We start from the raw sequence: 21,237 nt of genomic DNA, 5'->3' as shown, positions 1-21,237 counted from the left end.
CCGCCCTCACGCCGCCTGTGCCAGCAGGGCTTCATAGCCCGCCATCGACCGTCTGACATGCCGTCCGAGAGTCAGCGGCTCGGCCCAGTAGTTGCGATAGGCGGCGGCGCCCATGCGGGTCGCGATATCGTCGTCGCGCAATGTCGCCAGCGCTTTGGCCAGACCGGCGACATCGCCTCCCTCGACCAGAAGCCCATCCTCACCGTCGCGGACCCAGCTCGCCGGGCCGGTCGTGCGGGCGAGGATGACCGGCACGCCGCGCGAGCGCGCCTCGGCGATCACGAGCGGCCCGGGTTCGTACCAGAGCGACGGCAGGACGAGGCAGCGCGCCTGCTCGATCTCATCGAACACGGCGTCGGCCGGAACCCAGCCCCGCACCTCCGCCGCCGGGTTGAGGCGCCGGATCTCTGTCTCCATCGGCCCCTCGCCGACAAAGCGCACCGGCATTCCCGCGACAACCACCGCTTCAGCCAGAAGATCGGCCGCCTTTTCCTGCGTGAAGCGCCCGAGGAAGAGTGCGTGGCGGTTGGCCGCGACATCGGTTGGCGCGCGCTTCTGCGCCTCCATCATGTTCTCGACGACGATGTGGCGGGCATTCTTCGGCAGGAAGGGCTCGGCGAAGCTGCGGGCAAAGGGGCTGACATGGATGAAGAGCGGCGCGCGCAGTCGATGCAGCGCCGCGTCCGAGCGCCATTGGCGCGCCACCCGGACGAGCTTGTGGCCATAGGAGGCGCGATCACAATTCCTGCCGATGCAGGACGCCGACAGCGGCTGGCGGTGGCAAGGTCTGCCGGCGCGGAAGTCGAAATAGCCGCCGACCGGACAGAACGAGAAATAGTCGTGCATGGTGATGGCGACCGGCAAGCCGCTCTCACCGGCGGCGGCGATGGCGGCCGGGCTGAACGCCTTGGTCCATTGATGCAGGTGGACGAGCGTTTCCCCGGGCGGCTGCCGGCGCAGCAGGGCGCCGAGCGCCTCATGCGCCTTTGCGTTCCAGATACCCTGCCGGGCGGCGGCGAGCCGGCTGCCGACCTTCCAGACCTCTTCGCCCTCGAACAGTGCCACCTCGATATTCGGGTGCTGCAGCCGCTCGGAGAGGGGACCGATCATGCAGGCGAAGACGATCCGGACGCCGGCCTCCGCGAGGCCACGCGCGCTTTCGATCGCAACCTTCGCCGCGCCGCCATTGACCGAACCAAAATCGCTGACGATGACGCAACGCATGTGCGGAAAGCCCCTCCGCCGTCAGGGGTAGGGCCAAAAGGTTGATATTTCCGCGCAGGCCGTCCGAGCGATCAGTAGAAATGGAGGGCGGCGAGCCCGGTCGCTGCGGCGATCGCTGCGACCCACCACAGCCAGCGCGATAAAGCGCTTTCGGGCGCCGCTGAAAGGGAGCCGCCGACGACATCCTCATGGCCGAAGCATTCCCCCGCGAGGCGCGCCGTGCGCTGCAGACCCGCGATGCCCTTCACCGGCACTGACTGACGCGACGCCACGGTCTTCTCCCTCCCAGCCCGATCATAGCGCATTGCGATTCTCCGCATAGGCCCGATCGTGACACCGATCCTCGGTGGCGATGGTTAACGCAGGCTGAATGCCTCGGTTCCGGTGCTCTTCTGCCACGGCAACGTCACACGCAGATGACGACCGGTGCATGGCTCCAACGAGAGAGTTTCGATGTGTCGGGGAGCTGTCTATAAGCAGATCGGCTTAGGCGCGGCGCCCGGCGCCGCAACCGAGCCTGATCGAATGCCGGATCAAATAACCAAGTCGCACAATCCGTCCTTCATGCACTAGGATTGGGCGGAACGAATCAGGAAACATCAGGCAGTGATGGACGAGAACGGCGATCTTTTCGGCGGGGAGCCGGAGCGGCCTCGCGCGGTTGATCCCAAGCCGGAAGCGCGCTCGCCGGCCGCAGCTCCGAAGGCGCCGGCCGGTTCCGGCGCTGCGCCGCGCAACGGCACGCTTTCCGAGGCCGGCTATGACGCCTCAGCCATCGAAGTGCTGGAGGGACTGGAGCCGGTCCGGCGCCGGCCCGGCATGTATATCGGCGGCACCGACGAGCGCGCGCTGCACCACCTCTTCGCCGAGGTGATCGACAACGCCATGGACGAAGCGGTGGCGGGCCATGCCACCTTCATCGATGTCGAATTGTTCGAGGACGGCTCGATTGCCGTCACCGATAACGGCCGCGGCATCCCGGTCGATCCGCATCCGAAATTCCCCGGCAAGTCGGCGATCGAAGTCATCATGACGACGCTGCATGCCGGCGGAAAATTCGACTCCAAGGCCTATGAGACTTCGGGCGGCCTGCACGGCGTCGGCGTCTCCGTCGTCAATGCGCTGTCCGACCGGCTCGAGGTCGAGGTTGCGCGCGGCAAGACGCTCTATCGCCAGATCTTCTCGCGCGGCCTGCCGCAGGGACCGCTGGAGACGGTCGGCCCGGTCGCCAACCGGCGCGGCACCAAGGTGCGCTTCCATCCCGATGCACAGATCTTCGGCGAAGGCGCGCATTTCTCCCCGGCCCGCCTGTTCCGCATGGCGCGCTCGAAGGCCTATCTCTTCGGCGGCGTCGAGATTCGCTGGACCTGTGCGCCGTCGCTGCTGAAGCCGGAAGGCGATGTCGCGGCGGAGGCCGTGTTCCGCTTCCCCGGCGGCTTGCGCGACTATCTCGGCCGCGAGATCGAGGGCAAGGACCTGGTCGCCGAGCCGATCTTCTCGGGCAAGATCACCAAGGAAGGCAGCCATGGCTCGCTCGAATGGGCCGTGGCCTGGCTCGCGACCGGCGAGGACGGCTTCTCCTCCTCCTACTGCAACACCATTCCGACGCCTGATGGCGGCACCCATGAGCAGGGCCTGCGCATCGCCCTGCTGCGCGGCTTGCGCGACCATGCCGAACGCATCGGCCAGTCGAAGCGCATGGCGCAGGTCACCTCCGACGATGTGATGGCGACATGCGCGGCCATGCTTTCGGTCTTCATCCGCGAGCCGGAATTCCAGGGCCAGACCAAGGACAAGCTGGCGACGCTGGAAGCCTCCCGCATCGTCGAGGGCGCGGTGCGCGACGCGTTCGATCATTGGCTCGCCGCCGCCCCGCAGCAAGCGCTGCGCCTGCTCGACTGGTCGGTGGATCGTGCCGAGGAGCGCTTGCGCCGGCGCCTCGAAAAGGAGGTCTCGCGCAAGACCGCGACACGCAAGCTGCGCCTGCCCGGCAAGCTCGCCGACTGCTCTAATGCCGGCGCGGCCGGATCGGAGCTCTTCATCGTCGAGGGCGACTCGGCCGGCGGCTCGGCCAAGCAGGCGCGCAACCGCGCGAATCAGGCGATTCTGCCCCTGCGCGGAAAAATCCTCAATGTTGCCAATGCGACACGCGAGAAACTTAATGCCAACCAGCAGCTCGCCGACCTGATCCTGGCGCTCGGCTGCGGTATCGGCACGCAGTTCCGCGAGGACGATCTCCGCTATGACAAGGTCATCGTGATGACGGACGCCGATGTCGACGGCGCCCACATCGCGTCGCTGCTCGTCACCTTCTTCTGGCGGCAGATGCCGCGGCTGATCGAGAAGGGGCATCTCTATCTCGCCGTGCCGCCGCTCTACCGGCTGCAGCATGGCGGCAAGAGCATCTACGCCCGCGACGACGCTCATAAGGACGAACTGCTGGAGACCGCATTCAAGGGCAAGAAGCCGGAGATCTCACGCTTCAAGGGCCTGGGCGAGATGATGCCGCAGCAGCTCAAGGAAACCACCATGGACCCAGCCAAGCGCATTCTGCTCAAGGTCATGGTGGACCATGAGGCGAAGGAGGAAACCTCGGATACGGTCGAGCGGCTGATGGGCAACAAGCCGGAAGCACGCTTCACCTTCATCCAGGAACGCGCCGCCTTCGCCGGGGAGCTGATCGACCTGTGAGGAACGAGCCCCGCAATTCTGAGGGGCTGGGCTTCACAGCCGCCGGGCTGTCCAACGCTGCCGTTGCAGGCAGGGTTCGCACATGCCGAACCCGCCCCTCTCTACAGAACGTCATGACGACAAGCGCCGGACCGCGGCGGGCGACTGGCCGCTGACGCTATGGCCGAGCCTGCTCCATCTCCATCTCGACGCGACGGCGATCTGGCGGCAGCCGCCGGGCGCGCCTCCTGGGACGACATCCGGATCTTCCACGCCATTGCCGTCGGCGGGTCGATGGCCGTGGCGGCGGCGCAGCTCGGGCTGAGCGAGGCCACTGTTACGCGCCGCCTCAAGGCGCTCGAGCGCGACCTTGGCCTCCAGCTCTTCGCGCGCGAGGCCAATCGCCTCGTCCCGACAGTGATTGGACTGGAGCTTGCGGCCGAGGCCGGTGAGATCGAGGCTGCGGCCCGCCGCTTCGCGATCCGCGCGGAGGCGGCGAAACCGCGTGCCAATGCTCCGGTGCGCGTCACCGCGACGACGTCGATCAGCCTCCTTCTGACCATGCATGCGACCGCGCTCTCGGCCGCGGCCGGCGGCGTCGAGATCGTCATCATCAGCACGCGCAGCCGGCTCGATCTTGCCCGCGGCGAGGCCGATATCGCGCTGCGCATGAGCAAGGTGCCGATCGAGCCGGGGCATTACACGCAGAAGCTCGGCCGTCTGATGCAGGCGCTTTATGTCCGGCACGACGTCGACCCCGCCACCGCCCCGATCATCTCGGTCAACCGCGAAACCTCGTCCCGGATCGACGACTACATCATGACCTATGCCGCCGGCAGGCCGATTGCCGCGCGCGTCGGCGACTCGGCGGCCCGCTACGAGAGCATCCGCTCGGCTGGCGCCCTCTCGATGGCGCCCTGCTTCATGGGCGATGCGGATTCGACATTGCGTCGGCTGGAGCCGCCACCGGAGCTGACCGGCGACGACATCTATCTGGTCTCGCACGATATCTCGCGCAGCCGGCCCGGCGTCATCGCCGTGCTCGGCGCGTTGCGCAAGCTCTTCCGCGACCAGCGGTCGCTCCTGGCCGGAGATGCGATCAAGCCGGTTGAGATCACTCAGATCGAGCGATTTCCAGCAAGAACCGGCTAACCAAGCTTTTACGGCTCTTCCGTAAGGTCGTCTGGGGTGCTCGTGAGGTCACGAGACGCGGAGAGTGCGCCATGCGCCTGATCGAACTGTTCTGGAAGAACGACCGCGGCACGGTGGTCGCCGATGTCGCCAAGGCCGGCGCGGCCATCGCCTTCCTGTCGGTGATCGCCGCCAACTTCATGTCGAGCCGTACCGTGCCGCTGGACAAGGAGCGGATGGCGGCTGTCAGCCTCGCCGTCTCCAAGCGCCAGCCGGTCGATCCGCTGACCACCGGCTCGATTACGAAGGCGGCCAACGACACCCGCCTCGACCCCTGCGCCCTGCCCCGCTGAGCTCAGTCGAGCCAGCGCAGCAGCTCCGCGGTGACCCCGTCGGACGCCTCCAGCGTCGAGAGATGCCCGCTGCCCGGAATAATGGCCAGTCGCCCGCGCCCGCCGACCAGCGCGGCCATTTCGCGGGCCTCCGCGGGAGGTGTGATTTCGTCCTTCTCGCCGACGAGAACCAGTACCGGACAGGTTGAGCTGGCCAGCGCCGGCCGCGAGTCCGGCCGCTGCATGATCGCCCGCTGCTGCCGAATGAAGCCGTCCGCACCGACATCCTCCGCCATCTGCCGCACGAGCAACCGCAGCGGCTCGTCGGTGAGCCGCGCCGGCGCCACGAGCTTCTGCCAGAGCAGGGTCGTAACGTTGTCGAAGGCACCTTTTTCCGTCAACGCGATCATCTGCTCGCGCGGAACATTGGTTTCCGGCGTTGCCGGCTTGGCGGTGGTGCCGAGCAAGGCAAGGCGCGCCACGCGCTCCGGGGCCTGCCGCAGGACCTCGAAGGCGACATAGCCGCCCATCGACAGGCCGCAGAGCGCAAAGCGGGCCGGCGCTGCCGCCAGAAGGCGTTGCGCGATGCCTGAAAGCGTGTCGTCCAAGCTGTGTTCGGCGACCAGGATCGGGCGTCCATCGGCAAGCGCGGGCCATTGCGGCGCATAGAGCGAGGCGTTGGCGCTTAGCCCGGGAACGAGGACAAGCGGTTCCTTCATGGGGCTAAAGCAGTCCTTTCAAGGTTAGATGATTGACTTTGCCGCGTTTTCTTTGCATTCCACACGGGTCCGAAGGCGCGCAGGAAGTGTTGTCGCGCCAACGCGGTGGTCGAGCAGGTCGCCCCACCGCGTTTCACCGACCCTGAAGAAGCGCCATAAGCGATGTCATTTGCCGAACTCGGCTTGAGCGAAAAGGTTCTGACGGCTGTCACGGCCGCAGGCTATAGCACGCCGACCCCCATCCAGGCCCAGGCCATTCCGCATGTCCTTGCGCGCAAGGACGTTCTGGGCATCGCCCAGACCGGCACGGGCAAGACCGCAGCGTTCACGCTGCCGATGCTCACCATTCTGGAAAACGGCCGTGCCCGTGCCCGGATGCCACGCACGCTGATCCTGGAGCCGACCCGCGAGCTCGCTGCGCAGGTCGAGGAAAACTTCGTCCGCTACGGCGTCAACCAGAAGCTCTCGGTGGCGCTGCTGATCGGCGGCGTCTCCTTCGGCGACCAGGACGCCAAGATCACGCGCGGCGTCGATGTGCTGATCGCGACGCCCGGCCGCCTGCTCGATCATGTCGAGCGCGGCAAGCTGCTGCTCACCGGCGTCGAGCTGCTTGTCATCGACGAAGCCGACCGCATGCTCGACATGGGCTTCATCCCGGACATCGAGCGCATCTGCAAGCTCGTGCCCTTCACCCGGCAGACGCTGTTCTTCACGGCGACCATGCCGCCGGAGATCACCCGCATCTCCGAGCAGTTCCTGCACAATCCGGTCCGCGTCGAGGTTTCGCGCCCGGCGACGGCGGCGACGACGATCACCCAGCGCCTGATCGCCTCGAATTCGCAGGATTTCGAAAAGCGGGAGACACTGCGTCGCCTGATCAAGGGCGCGACCGACCTGCAGAACGCCATCGTCTTCTGCAACCGCAAGCGCGATGTCGCGACGCTGCACAAATCGCTGTTGCGCCACGGCTTCCCGGCGGTCGCCCTGCATGGCGACATGGACCAGTACGCCCGCATGGCGGCACTCGAATCCTTCCGCACCGGCGAGAATCCGATCCTCGTCGCCAGCGATGTCGCCGCGCGCGGCCTCGACATCCCGGCCGTCAGCCACGTCTTCAACTTCGACGTGCCGACCCATGCCGAGGACTATGTCCACCGCATCGGCCGTACTGGCCGCGCCGGGCGCGAAGGCGCCTCCTTCACCATCGTTACCCGCCATGACGAAAAGCTCGTCGCCGCGATCGAGAAGCTGACCGGCCAGACGATCGCCTTCGAAGGCGGCAGCGTCGCCGATCTGCCTCCCGGCGAGCCGCGCGAGGAACGGCGCGGTCGCCGTGACGACAAGCGCCCCGCGCGCGGACGCGGGCGGCCGGAACACGGCTCACGTGCTGCCACCGAACCGGTTCGCCCTCAAGCGGCCGAGAAAGCCGAGGACAGCCCGCGCAACGCCGGACGCCGCCAGCCCGTCAGGCCGGATGCCGAGGTCTCGGCTGCGCCGGTCGCGCGTCGCGAGCAGGACAGCACGCGCCGCGGCCGGAATTCCCGCTCGCGCGACGAGGATGACGGGCCTCAGGTCAAGGGACTCGGCGATCACGTGCCGGCCTTTCTGCTGCGTCCTGCCCGCGTCGGATAACCTTGCGTCATCAACCCGATTTTAACGTCGTCTGACTAGATTGATCGTCGCTGCTGCGGGAACACCGCGGCAGCGGACGGGCGCATGCCGCCGTATAGACGGACAGGATGTCCCGCTTCGATTGGATCAATCGAAGCTGACGTGGCCGAAGGTCACGATTCCGCTTCATATCGGAATGGCGAAGGCATGGACGACGAAGCTTCGGTTTCCGCCCGCACCAACGATCTCGCCGAGCGCGTCGTCGCCGCTATGCGGCACCACGGTTCGCCGAGCTATCCCCGCGCTTTCGAGGTCTGGTACGCGCATCTCAGCGGCGAGATGCCGGCCGTCAGCATGGCAATGAACGCCATCCTCGCCGGCAACGACGGCAAGGTCACCGCTGCCGACATCGACAGCCTCTACGAGCGTTTCATCAGCACGGAGCGCTTTTCCCGTCAGGCCGAACGCACCAGCCTCCAGGTCCTCGGCGAGATCGATGCCATGATGGAACTGGTCGACAAGGCCCTGGGGTCGAGCGAGCTCTTTCACGGCCGCCTGACGGCGATGTCGGAAGACGTGCCGCCGATGACGGACCGGCAGAAGCTGCGTGAGTGGGTCGAGGCGCTCGTGCTCTCGACCCGCGAAGAGGTGACGCGCAAGGCTCAGCTCGAAGCCGAGTTGCGCAACAGCTCCAACGAGATCCGCAACCTCCGCGAGGCGCTGGAATCGACCCGCGCCGAAGCCCTGACCGACCCGCTGACCGGGCTCGCCAATCGCAGGCATTTCGAGGAGATGCTGCAGAAGTCGATCGATCAGGCGACGCTGCGGCGCGAACCCTTCGCGCTGGTGATGGCCGATATCGACTTCTTCAAGCGCTTCAACGACGCCCATGGCCATCTCACCGGCGATCAGGTTCTGCGCCTGGTTGCCCGCACGATGAAGGACAAGTTCAAGGAAAAGGCGGTCATCAGCCGGTTCGGCGGCGAGGAGTTCGCTATCATCCTGCCCGAGGCCGACCTGATCGCCGGCAAGTTCGGCGCCGAGACCGTCCGGCAGGCATTGCTGACCCGCGAGTTGATCAAGCGCTCGACCAGCGAGAATCTCGGCCGCATCACCATCTCGCTCGGCGTGTCGAGCTACCGCCGCGGCGACACCGCCGGCTCGCTGGTCGATCGGGCCGATCAGGCGCTGATGCAGGCCAAGCGCGACGGCCGCAACCGCACGGTTACCGAGGACGTGCTCGAGACGACGAGCCGCGTGGCCTGAGCGGTCCGGCGGCCGCCTCGCAGGCGGCCGCCCGCGCGAGCCCTGTGTCCAGCGCTTGAGGGCGGCGCTCTGCTCGCCCAGCCGCCTGAGCGCGGCCACGTCGACCGTTCAGGGAGCCGTGAGCGCGCTTTCGCTGCGCGGCTTGATCTCGACCGACTCGCCGCAGCCACAGGCCGAGACCTGATTGGGATTGTTGAAGACGAAAGTCGAGGAGAAGCGGTCGGTCTTGAAATCGAGCTCGGTGCCCAGCAGGAACAGCACCGCCTTGGCGTCGACAACCACGGTCGCGTCCTTCTCGGTCACGACATCGTCGCCCTTGTTGACCGCGCGGGCGATTTCGAAGGTGTACTCCATCCCGGCGCAGCCGCCCTTCTTGACGCCGACGCGCAGGCCGAGCGCCGGCATGTCGCCGCCAGCCGACTGCGCCATGATCTCACGGATGCGGGCGGCCGCTGCGTCGGTCAGCGAAATGACCTTGAGGCCCGGTATCGAAAACATTCCTCGTCCCTCCTCGACCGGGTTCAAGGCCCGGTGAAGCAAGATTGCATGTCTAACATAGGGATCGCGGCGGCTCGCGTCGAGATGGACGCAGCTCGCCATGCAATCCCCGGCCCTGCGTCCATCGCCAGATGCATTGCGCATCCGCCCGGGGCATGCACTCTGGCGGTTTCATCCTGCCTGGCCGCCCAACTCCCGGAAGAACCATGCCTCATCGCCTGCACCGTCCCGAATCGCTGCGCGCCCTCGTCCGCGATATGGTGGTGAAGGCCGGCTGGACGGAAGCGGAGGCGCAGGAAACCGCCGACCATCTCGTGCTCGCCAATCTGAGCGGCCATGACAGCCACGGGGTCGGCATGATCCCGCTCTATTTCCAGTCGCTGTCTGACGGCAATCTCAGCCCGAAATCGCAGCCGCAGGCCCGGGTCGACGCCGCGCCTTTCCTGATCATCGACGGGGCGGTCGCGCTCGGCCAGCCGAATGCTCGCAACGCCGTGGATCGCGCCATCGAGATGGCCAAGGCCGGCGGCGTCGCCATCGTGAACCTGCTCGATTCGCATCATATCGGGCGGATCGGCCACTATGCCGAGGTCGCCGCAACCGCCGGGCTGATCTCGCTCTTCTGGGTCAATGTCGCCGGTCGCCCGCCCATCGTCGCGCCCTATGCCGCCAAGGAGGCGCGCTTCGGCACCAATCCGCATGCGATCGGCATCCCGGTTCCCGGGGGCGAGCCGCTTATCCTCGATTTCGCCACCAGCCGCATGGCCCATGGCAAGGCCCGCGTCGCCCTCAACAAAGGCGAGCAGGTGCCACCCGGCTACATCATCGATGGCGAAGGCCGGCCGACCACCGATCCGGCGCATGTCTTCGCCAGCCCGGACCATCCGCTCGGCGCGCTGCTGCCCTTCGGCGACCACAAGGGCGCCGGCCTTTCGCTGATCGCCGAATTGCTCTCGGCCGGATTGATGGGCGCCGCCCGCATCGACCAGAAGCCGCAGAAGAGCTGGATCATCAACTCGCTCTTCGGCGTGATCATCGATCCGGCCCGGCTGGAGCCGGATGCCGAGCTGCGCAAGAGCCGCACCGAAAGCTACCTCGCCTTCGTGCGCGCGGCGAAGCCGCAGGACCCGGCTAATCCAGTGCTCGCGCCGGGCGACAAGGAGCGCAAGGTCCGGGCCGAGCGCGGCGCCGCGGGCATCCCGCTCGACGACGAGACCTGGTCACAGATCAAGGCGGCCGCGGCACGCCACGGCATCGACGCCGAGAGCTACTGAGGCCGACATGTCGCCCGAGGCCTACAATGCCTTCTGCGCCTCGCTGCCGGCGACGAGCCATGTCGTGCAATGGGGCGGCGCCGATGTCTGGAAGGTCGGCGGGAAGGTCTTCGCCATCGCCCGGCAGCAGGAAGACGGCGAGATGGCCGTGAGCTTCAAATGCTCGCCCATGACCTTCGACATCCTCAGGGAGCAGCCGGGCCTTCGGCCGGCGCCCTACCTCGCCTCGCGCGGCATGAAATGGATCCAATGGCTCACGGCCGAGAGCATGCCGGACGATGCCTTGCAGGACTATCTGCGCGAGAGCCACCGCCTCGCCGCCGCCGGGCTGACGAAACGTGCCCGTGCCGAGCTCGGCCTATAGGAGCGCTTCCCCCCGGAACATCTGCGCGCAGGAGCCGCCGACGGTGGCGCGGATGCCGTCCTCGCCACGGCGCGCGGTCAGGTGCAGAAGGCTGGGCCGGCCCATCTCGACGCCCTGCGTCAGCGTGAAGCTCGCATCGTTCTTGCCACTGAGCGAGAGCAGCAGGGCTGCGACCGTGGCGCTGGCACTGCCGGTCGCCGGATCCTCCCATGTGCCGCTGATCGGCGCGAACATCCGCGCGCGGATATCGGCGGCGCCGTCCCGCGCATAAAGGAACAGCGAAAAGCGCCCCTCCAGCCCCGGCGTAGCGTCGCGCACCGCCCGGAAGCGGCTCAGATCCGGCGTGGCGCGGGAAAGCGCTTCCACGGTCACTTCCGCGAGAACGAAGAAGACTCCGACCGAGGCACGAACCGGCTGGTGGTTGGTCACCACAATATCCGCCGGCGCCAGACCCGCGCAGGCCGCGATCGCGTCGGCCGGCAGCTCGATGCTTTTCGTCAGGGGCTGGGGCGCGGCGATCGTCGCCCCCGTGACCGTGCCTGCGGCATCGCGCGCGACCTTGACCTCGACCAGCCCGGCGATCTCCTCAAAGCGCAGCACGCCGCCACGGTCGCGACCGTGGCGCGCGAGCACGAAAGCCGTGCCGACATTCGGATGCCCGGCAAAAGGCATCTCATGCGTACGCGTGAAGATCCTGACCCTGGCGTCGCTGGCCGGATCGTCCGGCGGCAGAACGAAGGTCGTCTCGCTATAGTTCATCTCCGCCGCCAGCGCCTGCATCTGGGTGTCGGAGAGGCCGCGCGCATCGGTGAAGACGGCGAGCTGGTTGCCGCCGAATGGCGCGTCGGTGAAGACGTCGACGGTCTCAAAGGGAAAGCTCGGCATGGCAGGCTCCGAAAGGCAGCTGAGGCTCTATCGCCTTTCCTGCCAGCGGGACGCGCCGAAAGCCAATGAAGCGATGGAATGCGATCCATCACGCCGGCATGAAGCCGGCGTTTTTCACCACATGTCGAGAGCGACGCGCGCCTCGTCGGACATACGCGACTGATCCCAGGGCGGGTCGAAGGTCATGTTGACCGTCACGCCCCCGATGCCCTGCACCGTGCTGACGGCGTTCTCGACCCAGCCCGGCATCTCGCCGGCGACGGGGCAGCCCGGCGCGGTCAGCGTCATGTCGATGGTGACCTGGCGGTCATCGGCGATGTCGACGCGATAGATCAGGCCGAGCTCGTAGATGTCAGCCGGGATCTCGGGATCGTAGACCGTCTTCAGCGCCGCGACGATGTCATCGGTCAGGCGGTCGATCTCCTCGGGCGGAAGCGACGTGCCGGAGCCGACCTGCGGCTCGTTCGGCTTCAAGTCTTCCTTCAACGCGATGGGCTCGGAGGTGGCCAAGGCTCAAAATCCTCGATTATCAGGCGAAAAGGCTCTCGGCCTTCCGCAGGGCTTCCACCAGCTTGTCGACCTCTTCCAGCGTGTTGTAGAGGCCGAAGGAGGCACGGCAGGTCGATGTCACCCCATATCGTGCCAAAAGCGGCATGGCGCAATGGGTGCCGGCGCGAACTGCGACACCGGCGCGGTCGATCACCGTCGCGACGTCATGGGCATGGGCGCCCTTCATCTCGAAGGCGACGATCGCGCCCTTCTCCTTCGCCTTGCCGAAAATGCGGATGGAATTCATCTCGCCGAGACGTTCCATCGCATAGGCGCCGAGCCTGGCCTCATGCGCCGCGATGTTCTCGCGGCCGAGCGCCATCATGTAGTCGAGCGCAGCGCCCAGCCCCACGGCCTCGACGATTGCCGGCGTGCCGGCCTCGAAGCGATGCGGCGGGTCGTTATAGGTCACCGTATCCTCGGTGACGGTGACGATCATCTCGCCGCCGCCTTCATAGGGCGGCAGCTTGTCTAGCCATTCCTTGCGGCCCCAGAGGATGCCGGAACCGGTCGGCCCATAGGTCTTGTGGCCGGTGAAGGCGTAGAAGTCGCAGCCCAGCGCCTGCACGTCGACCGGCAGGTGCACGGCGCCCTGGCTGCCGTCGACCACAAGCGGGATGCCGTGCGCCCGGCAGATCTTGGCGATCTCGGCGATCGGCACGATGGTACCGGTCGCGTTCGACATATGCGTCAGCGCGACGACCTTGGTGCGCGGCGTGATCAGCTTCTCGAATTCCTCGACGAGGAAATTGCCGTCCTCGTCGATACCAGCCCATTTCAGCACGGCGCCGTGGCGCTCGCGCCAATAGTGCCAGGGCACGATGTTGGAGTGGTGCTCGAGGATCGAGACGATGATCTCGTCACCCTCGCCGAGGTTCAGATGGCGCCCGAGCGAGGAAGCGACCGTGTTCAGCGCCCCGGTCGAGGAGCGCGTGAAGATGATCTCTTCCAGGTGCCTGGCATTGAGGAAGCGCCGCGCACTTTCGCGAGCGGCTTCATAGGCTTCGGTCGAAGCGTTCGCGAGATAGTGCAGCCCGCGATGGACGTTGGAATAGTCCTCGCGCATCAGCCGCGACATCGCCTCGATCACCACCTCGGGCTTCTGCGCCGAGGCGGCGTTGTCGAGATAGACGAGCGGCTTGCCGTAGACCTCGCGCGACAGGATCGGGAAATCCCGCCTGACGGTCTCGACGTCATAGGGCTTCAGCACGGGCTGGCCGGTGACCGCGTTCATCCTCACGCCTTTCCGGTGCCGGGCTGCCGGTCGGCGACGAGCGCGCCGGCATGCCCCCAATCCTCCCGCTCAATCTCCTGGATCACAATATGGGTGTTCTGCGGGTTCTTGCCGAGCACCTTCACGAGCGTCTCGGTGAATTCCTTGACGATCTGCGCCTTCTGCTCGCGCGTCGCGCCCTTGGTGATCTGGAGATTGATGTAGGGCATCAGACGGTGCTCACCTCGGAAGCGGCCTCGCGGGCCTTTAGCCAGGATTCGACCTCGGCCATGACCAGATCGCGCAGGTTCTCGTCGGCGATGAACTCGGCCGCTTCGCCGGCGAAGGCCTGCAGCACCAGCGCTTCCGCCTGCGGCCGCGGCAGGCCGCGCGCCATCAGGTAGAAGAGCTGGTCGCCGTCGATCTGCGCCACGGTCGCGCCATGGCCGCAGACGACGTCGTCCGCGAAGATCTCGAGCTCGGGCTTGTTGAACATCGTCGCGCCGTCGTTCAACAGCAGCGCGTTGCTCTTCATGCTGCCGTCGGTCTTCTGCGCATGCTGGCGCACGATGACCTTGCCCTGGAAGACGCCGGTGGCCTCGCCGCCCGCGATCGTCTTGAACAGCTCGCGGCTGGTGCCGTGCGGCACCTCGTGGTCGACGATCAGCGTCACGTCGGAGTGCTCGGAGTCACGGAGCAGATTGACGCCGCGCAGGCCGATCTCGCTGTGTTCGCCGGCATAGCGGACGAAGTGCTGCTGGCGCAGCGTGCCCGCGTTGGCGACGAGGGCGAAGGAGTCGAACTTGGCGTGGGCACCGACAGTGACGAGCAGGCTTTGCACCTGCACGCTCGCGGCGGCCTGGCGCGTGACGAGGCGGATATGCTGGATCTCGCTTTCGTCACCGGTCTCGAAGACGATGGCGCCGTTGATCTGCTGCGCGGCGGTGCCCGACGCCTCGCTGACTTCGACGATCGTTCCCTTGGCGCCCTTGCCGGCGAGCACGACCGAGCGGTGGAACACCGCCCGCTCCTCCTCGCCCGAGGCGAGCGAGATGATTACGACGGGCTGCTCAAGCTCGACGCCCTCGGCGATCTCGACGAAGACGCCGTCACGCATCAGCGCGGTGTTGAGCATCAGGCCGGTATCGTCGGCACCGACCGAAGGGCCGGCCAGGATGCGGGTCAGATCCTCGCGCGGCGAGACCAGCGCATCGGCAAGCGACTGCACCGAGACGCCCTCGGGGATCACGTCGAGCGTGGACAGTTTCGGCGCGAAGGCGCCGTCGACCAGCACGAGGCGCAGGCCGCCGAGCTTCAGCTCGCCAAGCCGTGCCTTCACTGCCACGGTGGCAGCCGCGCCGCCAGCGAGCGGGCGTGCCTCGCGCAGCATCGTGCGCAGGTCGGTATAGCGCCAGGATTCGAGCCGGCGATGCGGCAGACCCTTGGCCTCGAAGCCAGCGAAGGCTTCCTCGCGCAGCTTGCGCACAGCCGGGCCGCCGGGCAGCTCGGCCTTGCTGTCCGCGTATTGCTGGACGAGCTGCTGCTCGGCAGCCGTCTTCAGCGGGGTGACGATGGCCATTACGCCGCCTCCCCATAGGCCGCGTAGCCGCTCTTCTCGAGCTCGAGCGCCAGCTCCTTGCCGCCGGTCTTCACGATCCTGCCCTTCGACATGACGTGGACGGTGTCCGGCACGATATGGTCGAGCAGGCGCTGATAGTGGGTGATGACCAGGAAGCCACGGCTCTTGTCGCGGAGCGCGTTGACGCCCTCGGCAACAATGCGCAACGCGTCGATGTCGAGGCCGGAATCGGTCTCGTCGAGGATGCACATGGACGGCGAAAGCAGAGCCATCTGAAGGATTTCCATGCGCTTCTTCTCACCGCCGGAGAAGCCGACATTGAGCGGGCGACGCAGCATGTCCTTGGCGATGCCGAGCTTGTCGGCGGCGGCGTTGACCTGCTTGATGAAGTCCGGCGTCAGCAGCTCGTCCTGCCCGCGCGCCCTGCGCTGGGCGTTCATCGCCGCCTTCAGGAAGGTCATGGTGGCGACGCCGGGGATCTCCAGCGGATACTGGAAGGCGAGGAAGATGCCGGCGGCGGCGCGCTGGTCGGCCTCCATCTCCAGCACGTTCTCGCCGTTGAGCAGGATTTCGCCGTCGAGAACCTCATAGTCCTCCTTGCCGGCGATGACATAGCTGAGCGTCGACTTGCCGGAGCCGTTCGGCCCCATGATGGCGGCGACCTCGCCGTCGTTCACGGTGAGGTTCAGGCCATTGAGGATCTGCTTGTCCTCGTCGGCGATCTTGACGACCAGATTGCGAATTTCGAGCATTGTTCAGAGTTCCATTCTGCAGGAGATGGTCGGGGCGAGCCCGTCCATGACGCGCTTGGTCCTGGCGTCCTGCCCGGGCTTGGCCCGGGCATCTCGGAAACGATCGGGCGTCAGCCCACGGAGCCTTCAAGGGAAATGGTGATCAGCTTCTGCGCCTCGACGGCGAACTCCATAGGGAGCTGCTGCAGCACCTCCTTGACGAAGCCGTTGACGATCAGCGCCACCGCCTCCTCCTCGGAGAGACCGCGCTGCTGGCAGTAGAACATCTGGTCCTCTCCGATCTTCGAGGTCGTGGCCTCGTGCTCGAAGATCGCGGTCGCGGTCTTGGCCTCGATGTAGGGGATCGTGTGCGCGCCGCACTGGTCGCCGATCAGCAGCGAATCGCAGTTGGTGAAGTTGCGCGCGCCGGTCGCCTTGCGATGGGCCGAGACCATGCCGCGATAGGTCGAGTCCGACTTGCCGGCCGCGATGCCCTTGGCGATGATCTTCGAGGTCGTGTTCTTGCCGAGATGCAGCATCTTGGTGCCGCTATCGACCTGCTGCGCCCCGTTCGACACCGCAATCGAGTAGAACTCGCCGCGCGAGCCGTCGCCGCGCAGGATGCAGGACGGATATTTCCAGGTGATCGCCGAGCCGGTCTCGACCTGCGTCCACGAGATCTTCGAATTCCTGCCGCGGCAATCGCCGCGCTTGGTCACGAAGTTGTAGATGCCGCCCTTGCCGTCGGCGTCGCCGGGATACCAGTTCTGCACGGTCGAGTACTTGATCTCGGCATCGTCCAGCGCGATCAGCTCGACCACGGCGGCGTGAAGCTGGTTCTCGTCGCGCTTCGGCGCCGTGCAGCCTTCGAGATAGCTCACATAGGAGCCTTCGTCGGCGATGATGAGCGTGCGCTCGAACTGGCCGGTGTTCTGCTCGTTGATGCGGAAATAGGTCGACAGCTCCATCGGGCAGCGCACGCCCTTGGGGATGTAGACGAAGGAGCCGTCGGTGAAGACCGCGCTGTTGAGCGTGGCGAAATAGTTGTCCGTCACCGGCACGACGCTGGCGAGGTACTTCTTCACCAGCTCCGGATGCTCCTGGATGGCCTCCGAGATCGAGCAGAAGATCACACCGGCCTTGGCAAGCTCCTCCTTGAAGGTCGTCACCACCGAGACGGAGTCGAACACCGCATCGACCGCGACGCGATTCTCCGGCGCGACGCCGGCGAGAATCTCCTGCTCGCGCAGCGGGATGCCAAGCTTCTTGTAGGTATCCAGAATCGCCGGATCGACCTCGTCGAGGGACTTCGGCGAAGCGCCCTTCTTGGGCGCGGCATAGTAATAGAGGTCCTGATAATCGATCGGCGGATAGTTCACGCGCGACCAGGTCGGCTCGATCATGGTCTTCCAGCGGCGGAAGGCGTCCAGCCGCCATGCGAGCATCCATTCCGGCTCGTTCTTGCGGGCCGAGATGTAGCGGACCGTGTCCTCGGTCAGGCCCTTGGCCGGCTTCTCGACCTCGATCTCGGTGACGAAGCCATATTTGTACTCGGTCACGTCAATCGACTTGACCTGATCGATGGTCTCCTGGACCGCTGCCATGTTCAGTCTCCAGTCGCGGGTTCAAGGGCCCGCCGGTTCAGTCTTCGTGTTGCGGAACGCTCAGGCGGCAGCCCGGGCGCTCCGATCGGTGTCCGCGGCCACGAGCTTGCCGTAGGCCGCGAGGAAAAGGTCGATATCTGCCTCGCAGGTGGTCCATCCGAGCGAGGCCCGCAAGGCCCCTGCGCTCATGGCGGGGTCGATTTTCATCGCGTCGAGCACATGCGAACGCTTGACCTTGCCCGAGGAGCAGGCCGAGCCGGAGGACAGCGCGGCCCCGGCCAGATCGAGCTTGATCAGCACGGTCTCGGCCTTGAGGCCCGGCGTCGCGAAGGCGCTGGTGTTGGGCAGGCGCGGCGCAGCGCGGCCGAAGACCGCCGTCTCCGGCGAGAGAGCGGCCAGCCCTGCTTCCAGGCGGTCGCGCAGGTCCGCAACGCGCTCCGCCTCTTCAATGAGACGTTCGCGCGCAACTTCAGCTGCTGCACCGAAGCCTATGATTCCCGGCAGATTTTCGGTTCCCGCGCGCCAGCCGCGCTCCTGCCCGCCGCCGCGCATTGGCTTGTTGGCGAGTTCGAGCGCACCAGTGCGGAAGACAATTGCGCCGACGCCCTTCGGACCCCCGATCTTGTGCGCCGAGAGCGTCAGCACGTCGGCGCCAACAGCCATGATGTCGATGGCGATCTTGCCGGCCGCCTGCACGGCGTCGCTGTGCAGCAAGCCGCCATGGCGATGCACGATCTCGGCGGCGTCGGCGATCGGCTGGACGACTCCGGTCTCGTTATTGGCGAGATGGATCGAGACCAGCGCCCGCGCGCCGGGACTATCCGCCACGAAACGCGCCAGCCGCTCGTCGAGCCAGGCGAGATCGGCCAGGCCGTTCCCGTCGACCGGGATCGCCTCGACCGTCGCGGCGGGGAAGCGGTGCCCCTCGCGTACGCAGGCATGTTCGGTGGCGCTGTGGAGCAGCAGGGTTGCAGGCGTCCGCACGCAGTCGCGCCCGCCATCGCAATCCATCAGGCCGGGCGAAAGCACCGTGACATTGGCTTCGGTGCCGCCGCTGGTGAACACGACGTTCGACGCCTTGGCCCCGACGAGCGCCGCGACCTGCTCACGCGCGCGCTCCAGCGCGCCGCGCGCAGCCCGCCCCTCGCCATGAACGGAAGACGGATTGCCCGGCAGCGAAAGCGCATGCGCGACCGCCTCCAACACCTCCGGTCGGACCGGGGTGGTGGCGTTGTGGTCGAGATAGGCGCGCCCCGCCGTCACGATCCTTCCTGCTCCATCATCGTCATTGCCTGGCTCGTCGATACGAAATGCTTGAAATCGCACCTGTGCGCCGTGCTATAGCCGCCCATCCGAACCGGCCGGAACGGTCGAGACGCGGTCCGCTCAAGCGATCCACCGTTTTGTTCTCGACTTGTTCACGGCTGTTAGAACTATTCTAAGCGCTCTTTATCTAGGGCGCGCATGGTGGCGTCGTCAAGGGCGGCCGGGTTTCGAGCAGGCATGCGCCCGCTTTCTGCCCGCCCGTGCCGGCGTCCCCGACAGGAAGCGGTGAGACGATGCCAGAGGTGATTTTCAACGGGCCGGCAGGTCGTATCGAGGGCCGCTATCAGCCCGCCAAGAAGCGCGGTGCGCCGCTGGCGATCATCCTGCACCCGCACCCGCAATTCGGCGGGACGATGAACAACCAGATCGTCTACAATCTGTTCTACACCTTCGTGAACCGCGGTTTCTCGGCGCTGCGCTTCAATTTCCGCGGCGTCGGCCGCAGCCAGGGCCAGTTCGACCACGGCGCCGGCGAGCTCTCGGACGCGGCCGCCGCGCTCGACTGGATGCAGGCACTCAACCCCGAGGCCAAGAGCTGCTGGATCGCCGGCGTCTCCTTCGGCGCCTGGATCGGCATGCAGCTGCTGATGCGCCGCCCGGAGATCGAGGGCTTCCTCTCGATCGCGGCAATGGCCAACCGCTACGACTTCTCCTTCCTGGCGCCCTGCCCGTCCTCGGGCCTGTTCGTCCATGGCTCCGAGGATCGCGTCGCCCCGGTGAAGGAGGTGATGGCGGTGATCGAGAAGGTGAAGACCCAGAAGGGCATCCAGATCGAGCATGCCGTGGTCGACGGCGCGAACCACTTCTTCGACGGCCGCGTCGAGCAGCTCATGGAGCAGGTCGGCGTCTATCTTGACCGGAAGGTCGGCCCCGAGATCCTCAAGTCCGAGCAGGAACAGGCCTGACCCGGACGCTCAGACCGCCGGGACGGTAACGCCCCGGCTTCCGGCGAGAACGGGCAGCTTCATGCAGGCTGCCCGGGCTTCCGCCAGAACCCAGTCGCGGAACAGCCTGATCTTGCGCTCGCGCTGGCGCTCCTGCGGGTAGACGACCCAATAGGAGCGCTCGTCGCGAACGGCATGGTCGATGGCGAAGACCAGCCGCCCGGCTGCGATGTCGTAGGCGAAGAGCTCCGGTATCGCCATCGCGACGCCATGCCCGCGCAGCGCCGCCTGAATGCTCATCGCCTGCATCTGCAGCGCCATCGTCGCGCGCCCACCGAGCTTGGGCACGTCGACGCCGACATCGGCGAACCAGCTCTTCCAGCAGATATCCATCGGGCTCAGCATCGGCGCCCGCAGCAGGTCCCGGGGCTCGCGCAGCTGCAGCTGCTCGCGCAGCTCGGGCGTGCATAGCGGCGCGTAATGACAGGCAAACAGCCGTTCCGCCACGAGGCCGGGCCATTCCCCCCGCCCGTACCGCAATGCGAGATCAACCGATTCCGTCGCAAAATTGACGAGGTGCTCTGTCGTTCCCACCCGCACCTCGAATTGCGGATTCTCGACCTGGAACTGGGCCAGGCGCGGCGACAGCCAGGTGATCGCCATGGTCTGCAGCGAGGAGATCGTCAGGACGGCCTGGTTCTCCTCGCACAGCCCGCGAAACACGGTGCCTATATCGAAGAGCGCCTTTGCAACGGGCCCGGCGAGCCGCTGGCCGATCGCCGTCAGAACAACCTGGCGCGGTTGGCGCACGAACAGCGCCGCACCGACGCGATCCTCGAGCAACCGGATCTGATAGCTCACCGCGGCCTGCGTCATGCCAAGCTCCTCAGCCGCGCGGGTGAAGTTCTGGTGGCGCGCCGCGGCCTCGAAGACGCGGACCGCTGCAAGGGGCGGAAGCTTCGGTGGCGGTGGATGCATGGGCATGCCGAAGCATAAGCTGTCTTTATGGCAGATGACAATCTTCCGCTTTGTGACGGCGCCGCGGCTCGTCCAGATTCGAACTCACATCAGCGGGCGCCGCCGCCCGCCTTCCCGAGGGTCGGATCATGACTTGTCTGTCGCAAACGGCACCGCTCGCTCCGCAGAGCGGCGCTTCCTTCCCGCTCGGCTGGCTGCTGGTCTGGCGGCGCCACTTCGCTGCCGCCCGGGCGCAGCGCTATCTCGCAACGCTCGACGATCGTGCCCTCTGCGATCTCGGACTGTCGCGCGAGATCGTCGACCCGCCGCGCCCATCCGCCCCTGCGGCGCTCTGGCTCAACCGCGTCCCAGGGTAAGCCAGCAGGTGCTCCTGCCGCAAAAGCGGTTTCCACTTTGGCT

22 protein-coding genes are annotated in these 21,237 nt (G+C 66.6%); 9 read left to right on the top strand and 13 right to left on the bottom strand.

Going from position 1 to position 21,237, the window contains the following annotated elements:
• Positions 1–6 precede the first annotated feature (6 nt).
• Together AC1DIN_RS14895 and AC1DIN_RS14890 are read right to left on the bottom strand one after the other, a co-directional pair.
• Entirely contained in the window at positions 7–1,224 is a 1,218-nt protein-coding gene (locus AC1DIN_RS14895; RefSeq protein ID WP_476810331.1) for a glycosyltransferase family 4 protein, read from the bottom strand.
• Between the two features lie 71 nt (positions 1,225–1,295).
• Complete coding sequence (locus AC1DIN_RS14890) at positions 1,296–1,496, bottom strand: hypothetical protein (protein ID WP_476810330.1); 201 nt, start codon at positions 1,494–1,496, stop codon at positions 1,296–1,298.
• 337 nt (positions 1,497–1,833) lie between these two features.
• On the opposite strand from AC1DIN_RS14890, the gene parE reads away from it, so the two are divergent.
• The 3 genes from parE to AC1DIN_RS14875 all read left to right on the top strand — a co-directional run bounded on the left by parE (position 1,834) and on the right by AC1DIN_RS14875 (position 5,378).
• A complete protein-coding gene (parE, locus tag AC1DIN_RS14885) occupies positions 1,834–3,915 on the top strand; it encodes a DNA topoisomerase IV subunit B (RefSeq protein WP_476810329.1) in 2,082 nt (693 codons plus the stop codon).
• 159 nt (positions 3,916–4,074) lie between these two features.
• Positions 4,075–5,046 (top strand): LysR family transcriptional regulator, encoded by a 972-nt coding sequence (locus AC1DIN_RS14880; protein ID WP_476810328.1) that lies wholly within the window; start codon positions 4,075–4,077, stop codon positions 5,044–5,046.
• A gap of 71 nt (positions 5,047–5,117) precedes the next feature.
• Entirely contained in the window at positions 5,118–5,378 is a 261-nt protein-coding gene (locus AC1DIN_RS14875) for a hypothetical protein (protein ID WP_476810327.1), read from the top strand.
• Positions 5,379–5,380: 2 nt separating this feature from the next.
• On the opposite strand, the gene AC1DIN_RS14870 is transcribed toward AC1DIN_RS14875, so the two are convergent.
• On the bottom strand, positions 5,381–6,076 hold the full coding sequence (locus AC1DIN_RS14870) for an alpha/beta fold hydrolase (RefSeq protein ID WP_476810326.1): 696 nt from the start codon (positions 6,074–6,076) through the stop codon (positions 5,381–5,383).
• A gap of 162 nt (positions 6,077–6,238) precedes the next feature.
• Here AC1DIN_RS14870 and AC1DIN_RS14865 point away from each other — a divergent pair, with 162 nt between their 5' ends.
• Positions 6,239–7,708 carry a DEAD/DEAH box helicase gene (locus AC1DIN_RS14865; RefSeq protein ID WP_441470949.1) on the top strand — a complete coding sequence of 490 codons (1,470 nt, stop codon included), beginning with the start codon at positions 6,239–6,241 and terminating at the stop codon, positions 7,706–7,708.
• A 186-nt stretch (positions 7,709–7,894) separates the two neighbouring features.
• Positions 7,895–8,953 (top strand): GGDEF domain-containing protein, encoded by a 1,059-nt coding sequence (locus tag AC1DIN_RS14860; RefSeq protein WP_441470948.1) that lies wholly within the window; start codon positions 7,895–7,897, stop codon positions 8,951–8,953.
• A gap of 108 nt (positions 8,954–9,061) precedes the next feature.
• On the opposite strand, the gene AC1DIN_RS14855 is transcribed toward AC1DIN_RS14860, so the two are convergent.
• Positions 9,062–9,451, bottom strand: coding sequence for a HesB/IscA family protein (locus tag AC1DIN_RS14855; protein ID WP_441470947.1), 390 nt, complete (start codon positions 9,449–9,451; stop codon positions 9,062–9,064).
• Between the two features lie 206 nt (positions 9,452–9,657).
• Here AC1DIN_RS14855 and AC1DIN_RS14850 point away from each other — a divergent pair, with 206 nt between their 5' ends.
• Together AC1DIN_RS14850 and AC1DIN_RS14845 are read left to right on the top strand one after the other, a co-directional pair.
• The gene (locus AC1DIN_RS14850; RefSeq protein ID WP_476810325.1) at positions 9,658–10,725 is read left to right on the top strand and encodes a malate/lactate/ureidoglycolate dehydrogenase; all 1,068 of its coding nucleotides are present in this window, start codon (positions 9,658–9,660) and stop codon (positions 10,723–10,725) included.
• Positions 10,726–10,732: 7 nt separating this feature from the next.
• A complete protein-coding gene (locus tag AC1DIN_RS14845; protein WP_476810324.1) occupies positions 10,733–11,089 on the top strand; it encodes an MmcQ/YjbR family DNA-binding protein in 357 nt (118 codons plus the stop codon).
• Here the strand turns inward: AC1DIN_RS14845 and AC1DIN_RS14840 are convergent.
• From AC1DIN_RS14840 to AC1DIN_RS14805, 8 genes are all read right to left on the bottom strand, one after another.
• Positions 11,084–11,974 (bottom strand): PhzF family phenazine biosynthesis protein, encoded by an 891-nt coding sequence (locus tag AC1DIN_RS14840; RefSeq protein ID WP_476810323.1) that lies wholly within the window; start codon positions 11,972–11,974, stop codon positions 11,084–11,086. The two genes, AC1DIN_RS14845 and AC1DIN_RS14840, sit on opposite strands and share 6 nt — an antisense overlap.
• 114 nt (positions 11,975–12,088) lie before the next feature.
• Positions 12,089–12,448 (bottom strand): SUF system Fe-S cluster assembly protein, encoded by a 360-nt coding sequence (locus AC1DIN_RS14835; protein ID WP_476810424.1) that lies wholly within the window; start codon positions 12,446–12,448, stop codon positions 12,089–12,091.
• Positions 12,449–12,503: 55 nt separating this feature from the next.
• Entirely contained in the window at positions 12,504–13,757 is a 1,254-nt protein-coding gene (locus AC1DIN_RS14830) for an aminotransferase class V-fold PLP-dependent enzyme (protein ID WP_476810322.1), read from the bottom strand.
• 2 nt (positions 13,758–13,759) lie between these two features.
• Positions 13,760–13,966, bottom strand: a complete 207-nt coding sequence (locus AC1DIN_RS14825) for a tautomerase family protein (RefSeq protein WP_038365758.1) — start codon at positions 13,964–13,966, stop codon at positions 13,760–13,762.
• Positions 13,966–15,315 (bottom strand): Fe-S cluster assembly protein SufD, encoded by a 1,350-nt coding sequence (sufD, locus tag AC1DIN_RS14820; RefSeq protein ID WP_476810321.1) that lies wholly within the window; start codon positions 15,313–15,315, stop codon positions 13,966–13,968. Before sufD ends, AC1DIN_RS14825 begins: the two co-directional genes overlap by 1 nt.
• Positions 15,315–16,067 (bottom strand): Fe-S cluster assembly ATPase SufC, encoded by a 753-nt coding sequence (gene sufC / locus AC1DIN_RS14815; protein WP_476810320.1) that lies wholly within the window; start codon positions 16,065–16,067, stop codon positions 15,315–15,317. The genes sufD and sufC overlap by 1 nt, the downstream gene beginning before the upstream one ends.
• A gap of 110 nt (positions 16,068–16,177) precedes the next feature.
• Positions 16,178–17,650 (bottom strand): Fe-S cluster assembly protein SufB, encoded by a 1,473-nt coding sequence (gene sufB / locus AC1DIN_RS14810; RefSeq protein ID WP_441470940.1) that lies wholly within the window; start codon positions 17,648–17,650, stop codon positions 16,178–16,180.
• Positions 17,651–17,710: 60 nt separating this feature from the next.
• Positions 17,711–18,916 carry a cysteine desulfurase family protein gene (locus tag AC1DIN_RS14805; protein WP_476810423.1) on the bottom strand — a complete coding sequence of 402 codons (1,206 nt, stop codon included), beginning with the start codon at positions 18,914–18,916 and terminating at the stop codon, positions 17,711–17,713.
• 293 nt (positions 18,917–19,209) lie between these two features.
• On the opposite strand from AC1DIN_RS14805, the gene AC1DIN_RS14800 reads away from it, so the two are divergent.
• The gene (locus AC1DIN_RS14800) at positions 19,210–19,881 is read left to right on the top strand and encodes an alpha/beta hydrolase (protein WP_149129147.1); all 672 of its coding nucleotides are present in this window, start codon (positions 19,210–19,212) and stop codon (positions 19,879–19,881) included.
• A gap of 9 nt (positions 19,882–19,890) precedes the next feature.
• Here AC1DIN_RS14800 and gcvA read toward each other — a convergent pair whose 3' ends face one another.
• On the bottom strand, positions 19,891–20,838 hold the full coding sequence (gene gcvA / locus AC1DIN_RS14795; protein WP_441470939.1) for a transcriptional regulator GcvA: 948 nt from the start codon (positions 20,836–20,838) through the stop codon (positions 19,891–19,893).
• A gap of 128 nt (positions 20,839–20,966) precedes the next feature.
• On the opposite strand from gcvA, the gene AC1DIN_RS14790 reads away from it, so the two are divergent.
• The gene (locus AC1DIN_RS14790) at positions 20,967–21,194 is read left to right on the top strand and encodes a DUF1127 domain-containing protein (RefSeq protein WP_441470938.1); all 228 of its coding nucleotides are present in this window, start codon (positions 20,967–20,969) and stop codon (positions 21,192–21,194) included.
• Positions 21,195–21,237 lie beyond the last annotated feature (43 nt).

It is taken from the genome of Allobosea sp. 05T438, assembly GCF_056396025.1.
This window is presented reverse-complemented; position numbering and strand designations above follow the sequence as displayed.

Bases quoted from the DNA above. Each gene is read 5' to 3' on its own strand.
- AC1DIN_RS14895 (WP_476810331.1), bottom strand. From the start codon at position 1,224: ATGCGTTGCGTCATCGTCAGCGATTTTGGTTCGGTCAATGGCGGCGCG.
- parE (WP_476810329.1), top strand. From the start codon at position 1,834: ATGGACGAGAACGGCGATCTTTTCGGCGGGGAGCCGGAGCGGCCTCGC.
- AC1DIN_RS14880 (WP_476810328.1), top strand. From the start codon at position 4,075: ATGGCCGAGCCTGCTCCATCTCCATCTCGACGCGACGGCGATCTGGCG.
- AC1DIN_RS14875 (WP_476810327.1), top strand. From the start codon at position 5,118: ATGCGCCTGATCGAACTGTTCTGGAAGAACGACCGCGGCACGGTGGTC.
- AC1DIN_RS14870 (WP_476810326.1), bottom strand. From the start codon at position 6,076: ATGAAGGAACCGCTTGTCCTCGTTCCCGGGCTAAGCGCCAACGCCTCG.
- AC1DIN_RS14865 (WP_441470949.1), top strand. From the start codon at position 6,239: ATGTCATTTGCCGAACTCGGCTTGAGCGAAAAGGTTCTGACGGCTGTC.
- AC1DIN_RS14860 (WP_441470948.1), top strand. From the start codon at position 7,895: ATGGACGACGAAGCTTCGGTTTCCGCCCGCACCAACGATCTCGCCGAG.
- AC1DIN_RS14855 (WP_441470947.1), bottom strand. From the start codon at position 9,451: ATGTTTTCGATACCGGGCCTCAAGGTCATTTCGCTGACCGACGCAGCG.
- AC1DIN_RS14850 (WP_476810325.1), top strand. From the start codon at position 9,658: ATGCCTCATCGCCTGCACCGTCCCGAATCGCTGCGCGCCCTCGTCCGC.
- AC1DIN_RS14845 (WP_476810324.1), top strand. From the start codon at position 10,733: ATGTCGCCCGAGGCCTACAATGCCTTCTGCGCCTCGCTGCCGGCGACG.
- AC1DIN_RS14840 (WP_476810323.1), bottom strand. From the start codon at position 11,974: ATGCCGAGCTTTCCCTTTGAGACCGTCGACGTCTTCACCGACGCGCCA.
- AC1DIN_RS14830 (WP_476810322.1), bottom strand. From the start codon at position 13,757: ATGAACGCGGTCACCGGCCAGCCCGTGCTGAAGCCCTATGACGTCGAG.
- AC1DIN_RS14825 (WP_038365758.1), bottom strand. From the start codon at position 13,966: ATGCCCTACATCAATCTCCAGATCACCAAGGGCGCGACGCGCGAGCAG.
- sufD (WP_476810321.1), bottom strand. From the start codon at position 15,315: ATGGCCATCGTCACCCCGCTGAAGACGGCTGCCGAGCAGCAGCTCGTC.
- sufC (WP_476810320.1), bottom strand. From the start codon at position 16,067: ATGCTCGAAATTCGCAATCTGGTCGTCAAGATCGCCGACGAGGACAAG.
- sufB (WP_441470940.1), bottom strand. From the start codon at position 17,650: ATGGCAGCGGTCCAGGAGACCATCGATCAGGTCAAGTCGATTGACGTG.
- AC1DIN_RS14800 (WP_149129147.1), top strand. From the start codon at position 19,210: ATGCCAGAGGTGATTTTCAACGGGCCGGCAGGTCGTATCGAGGGCCGC.
- gcvA (WP_441470939.1), bottom strand. From the start codon at position 20,838: ATGCATCCACCGCCACCGAAGCTTCCGCCCCTTGCAGCGGTCCGCGTC.
- AC1DIN_RS14790 (WP_441470938.1), top strand. From the start codon at position 20,967: ATGACTTGTCTGTCGCAAACGGCACCGCTCGCTCCGCAGAGCGGCGCT.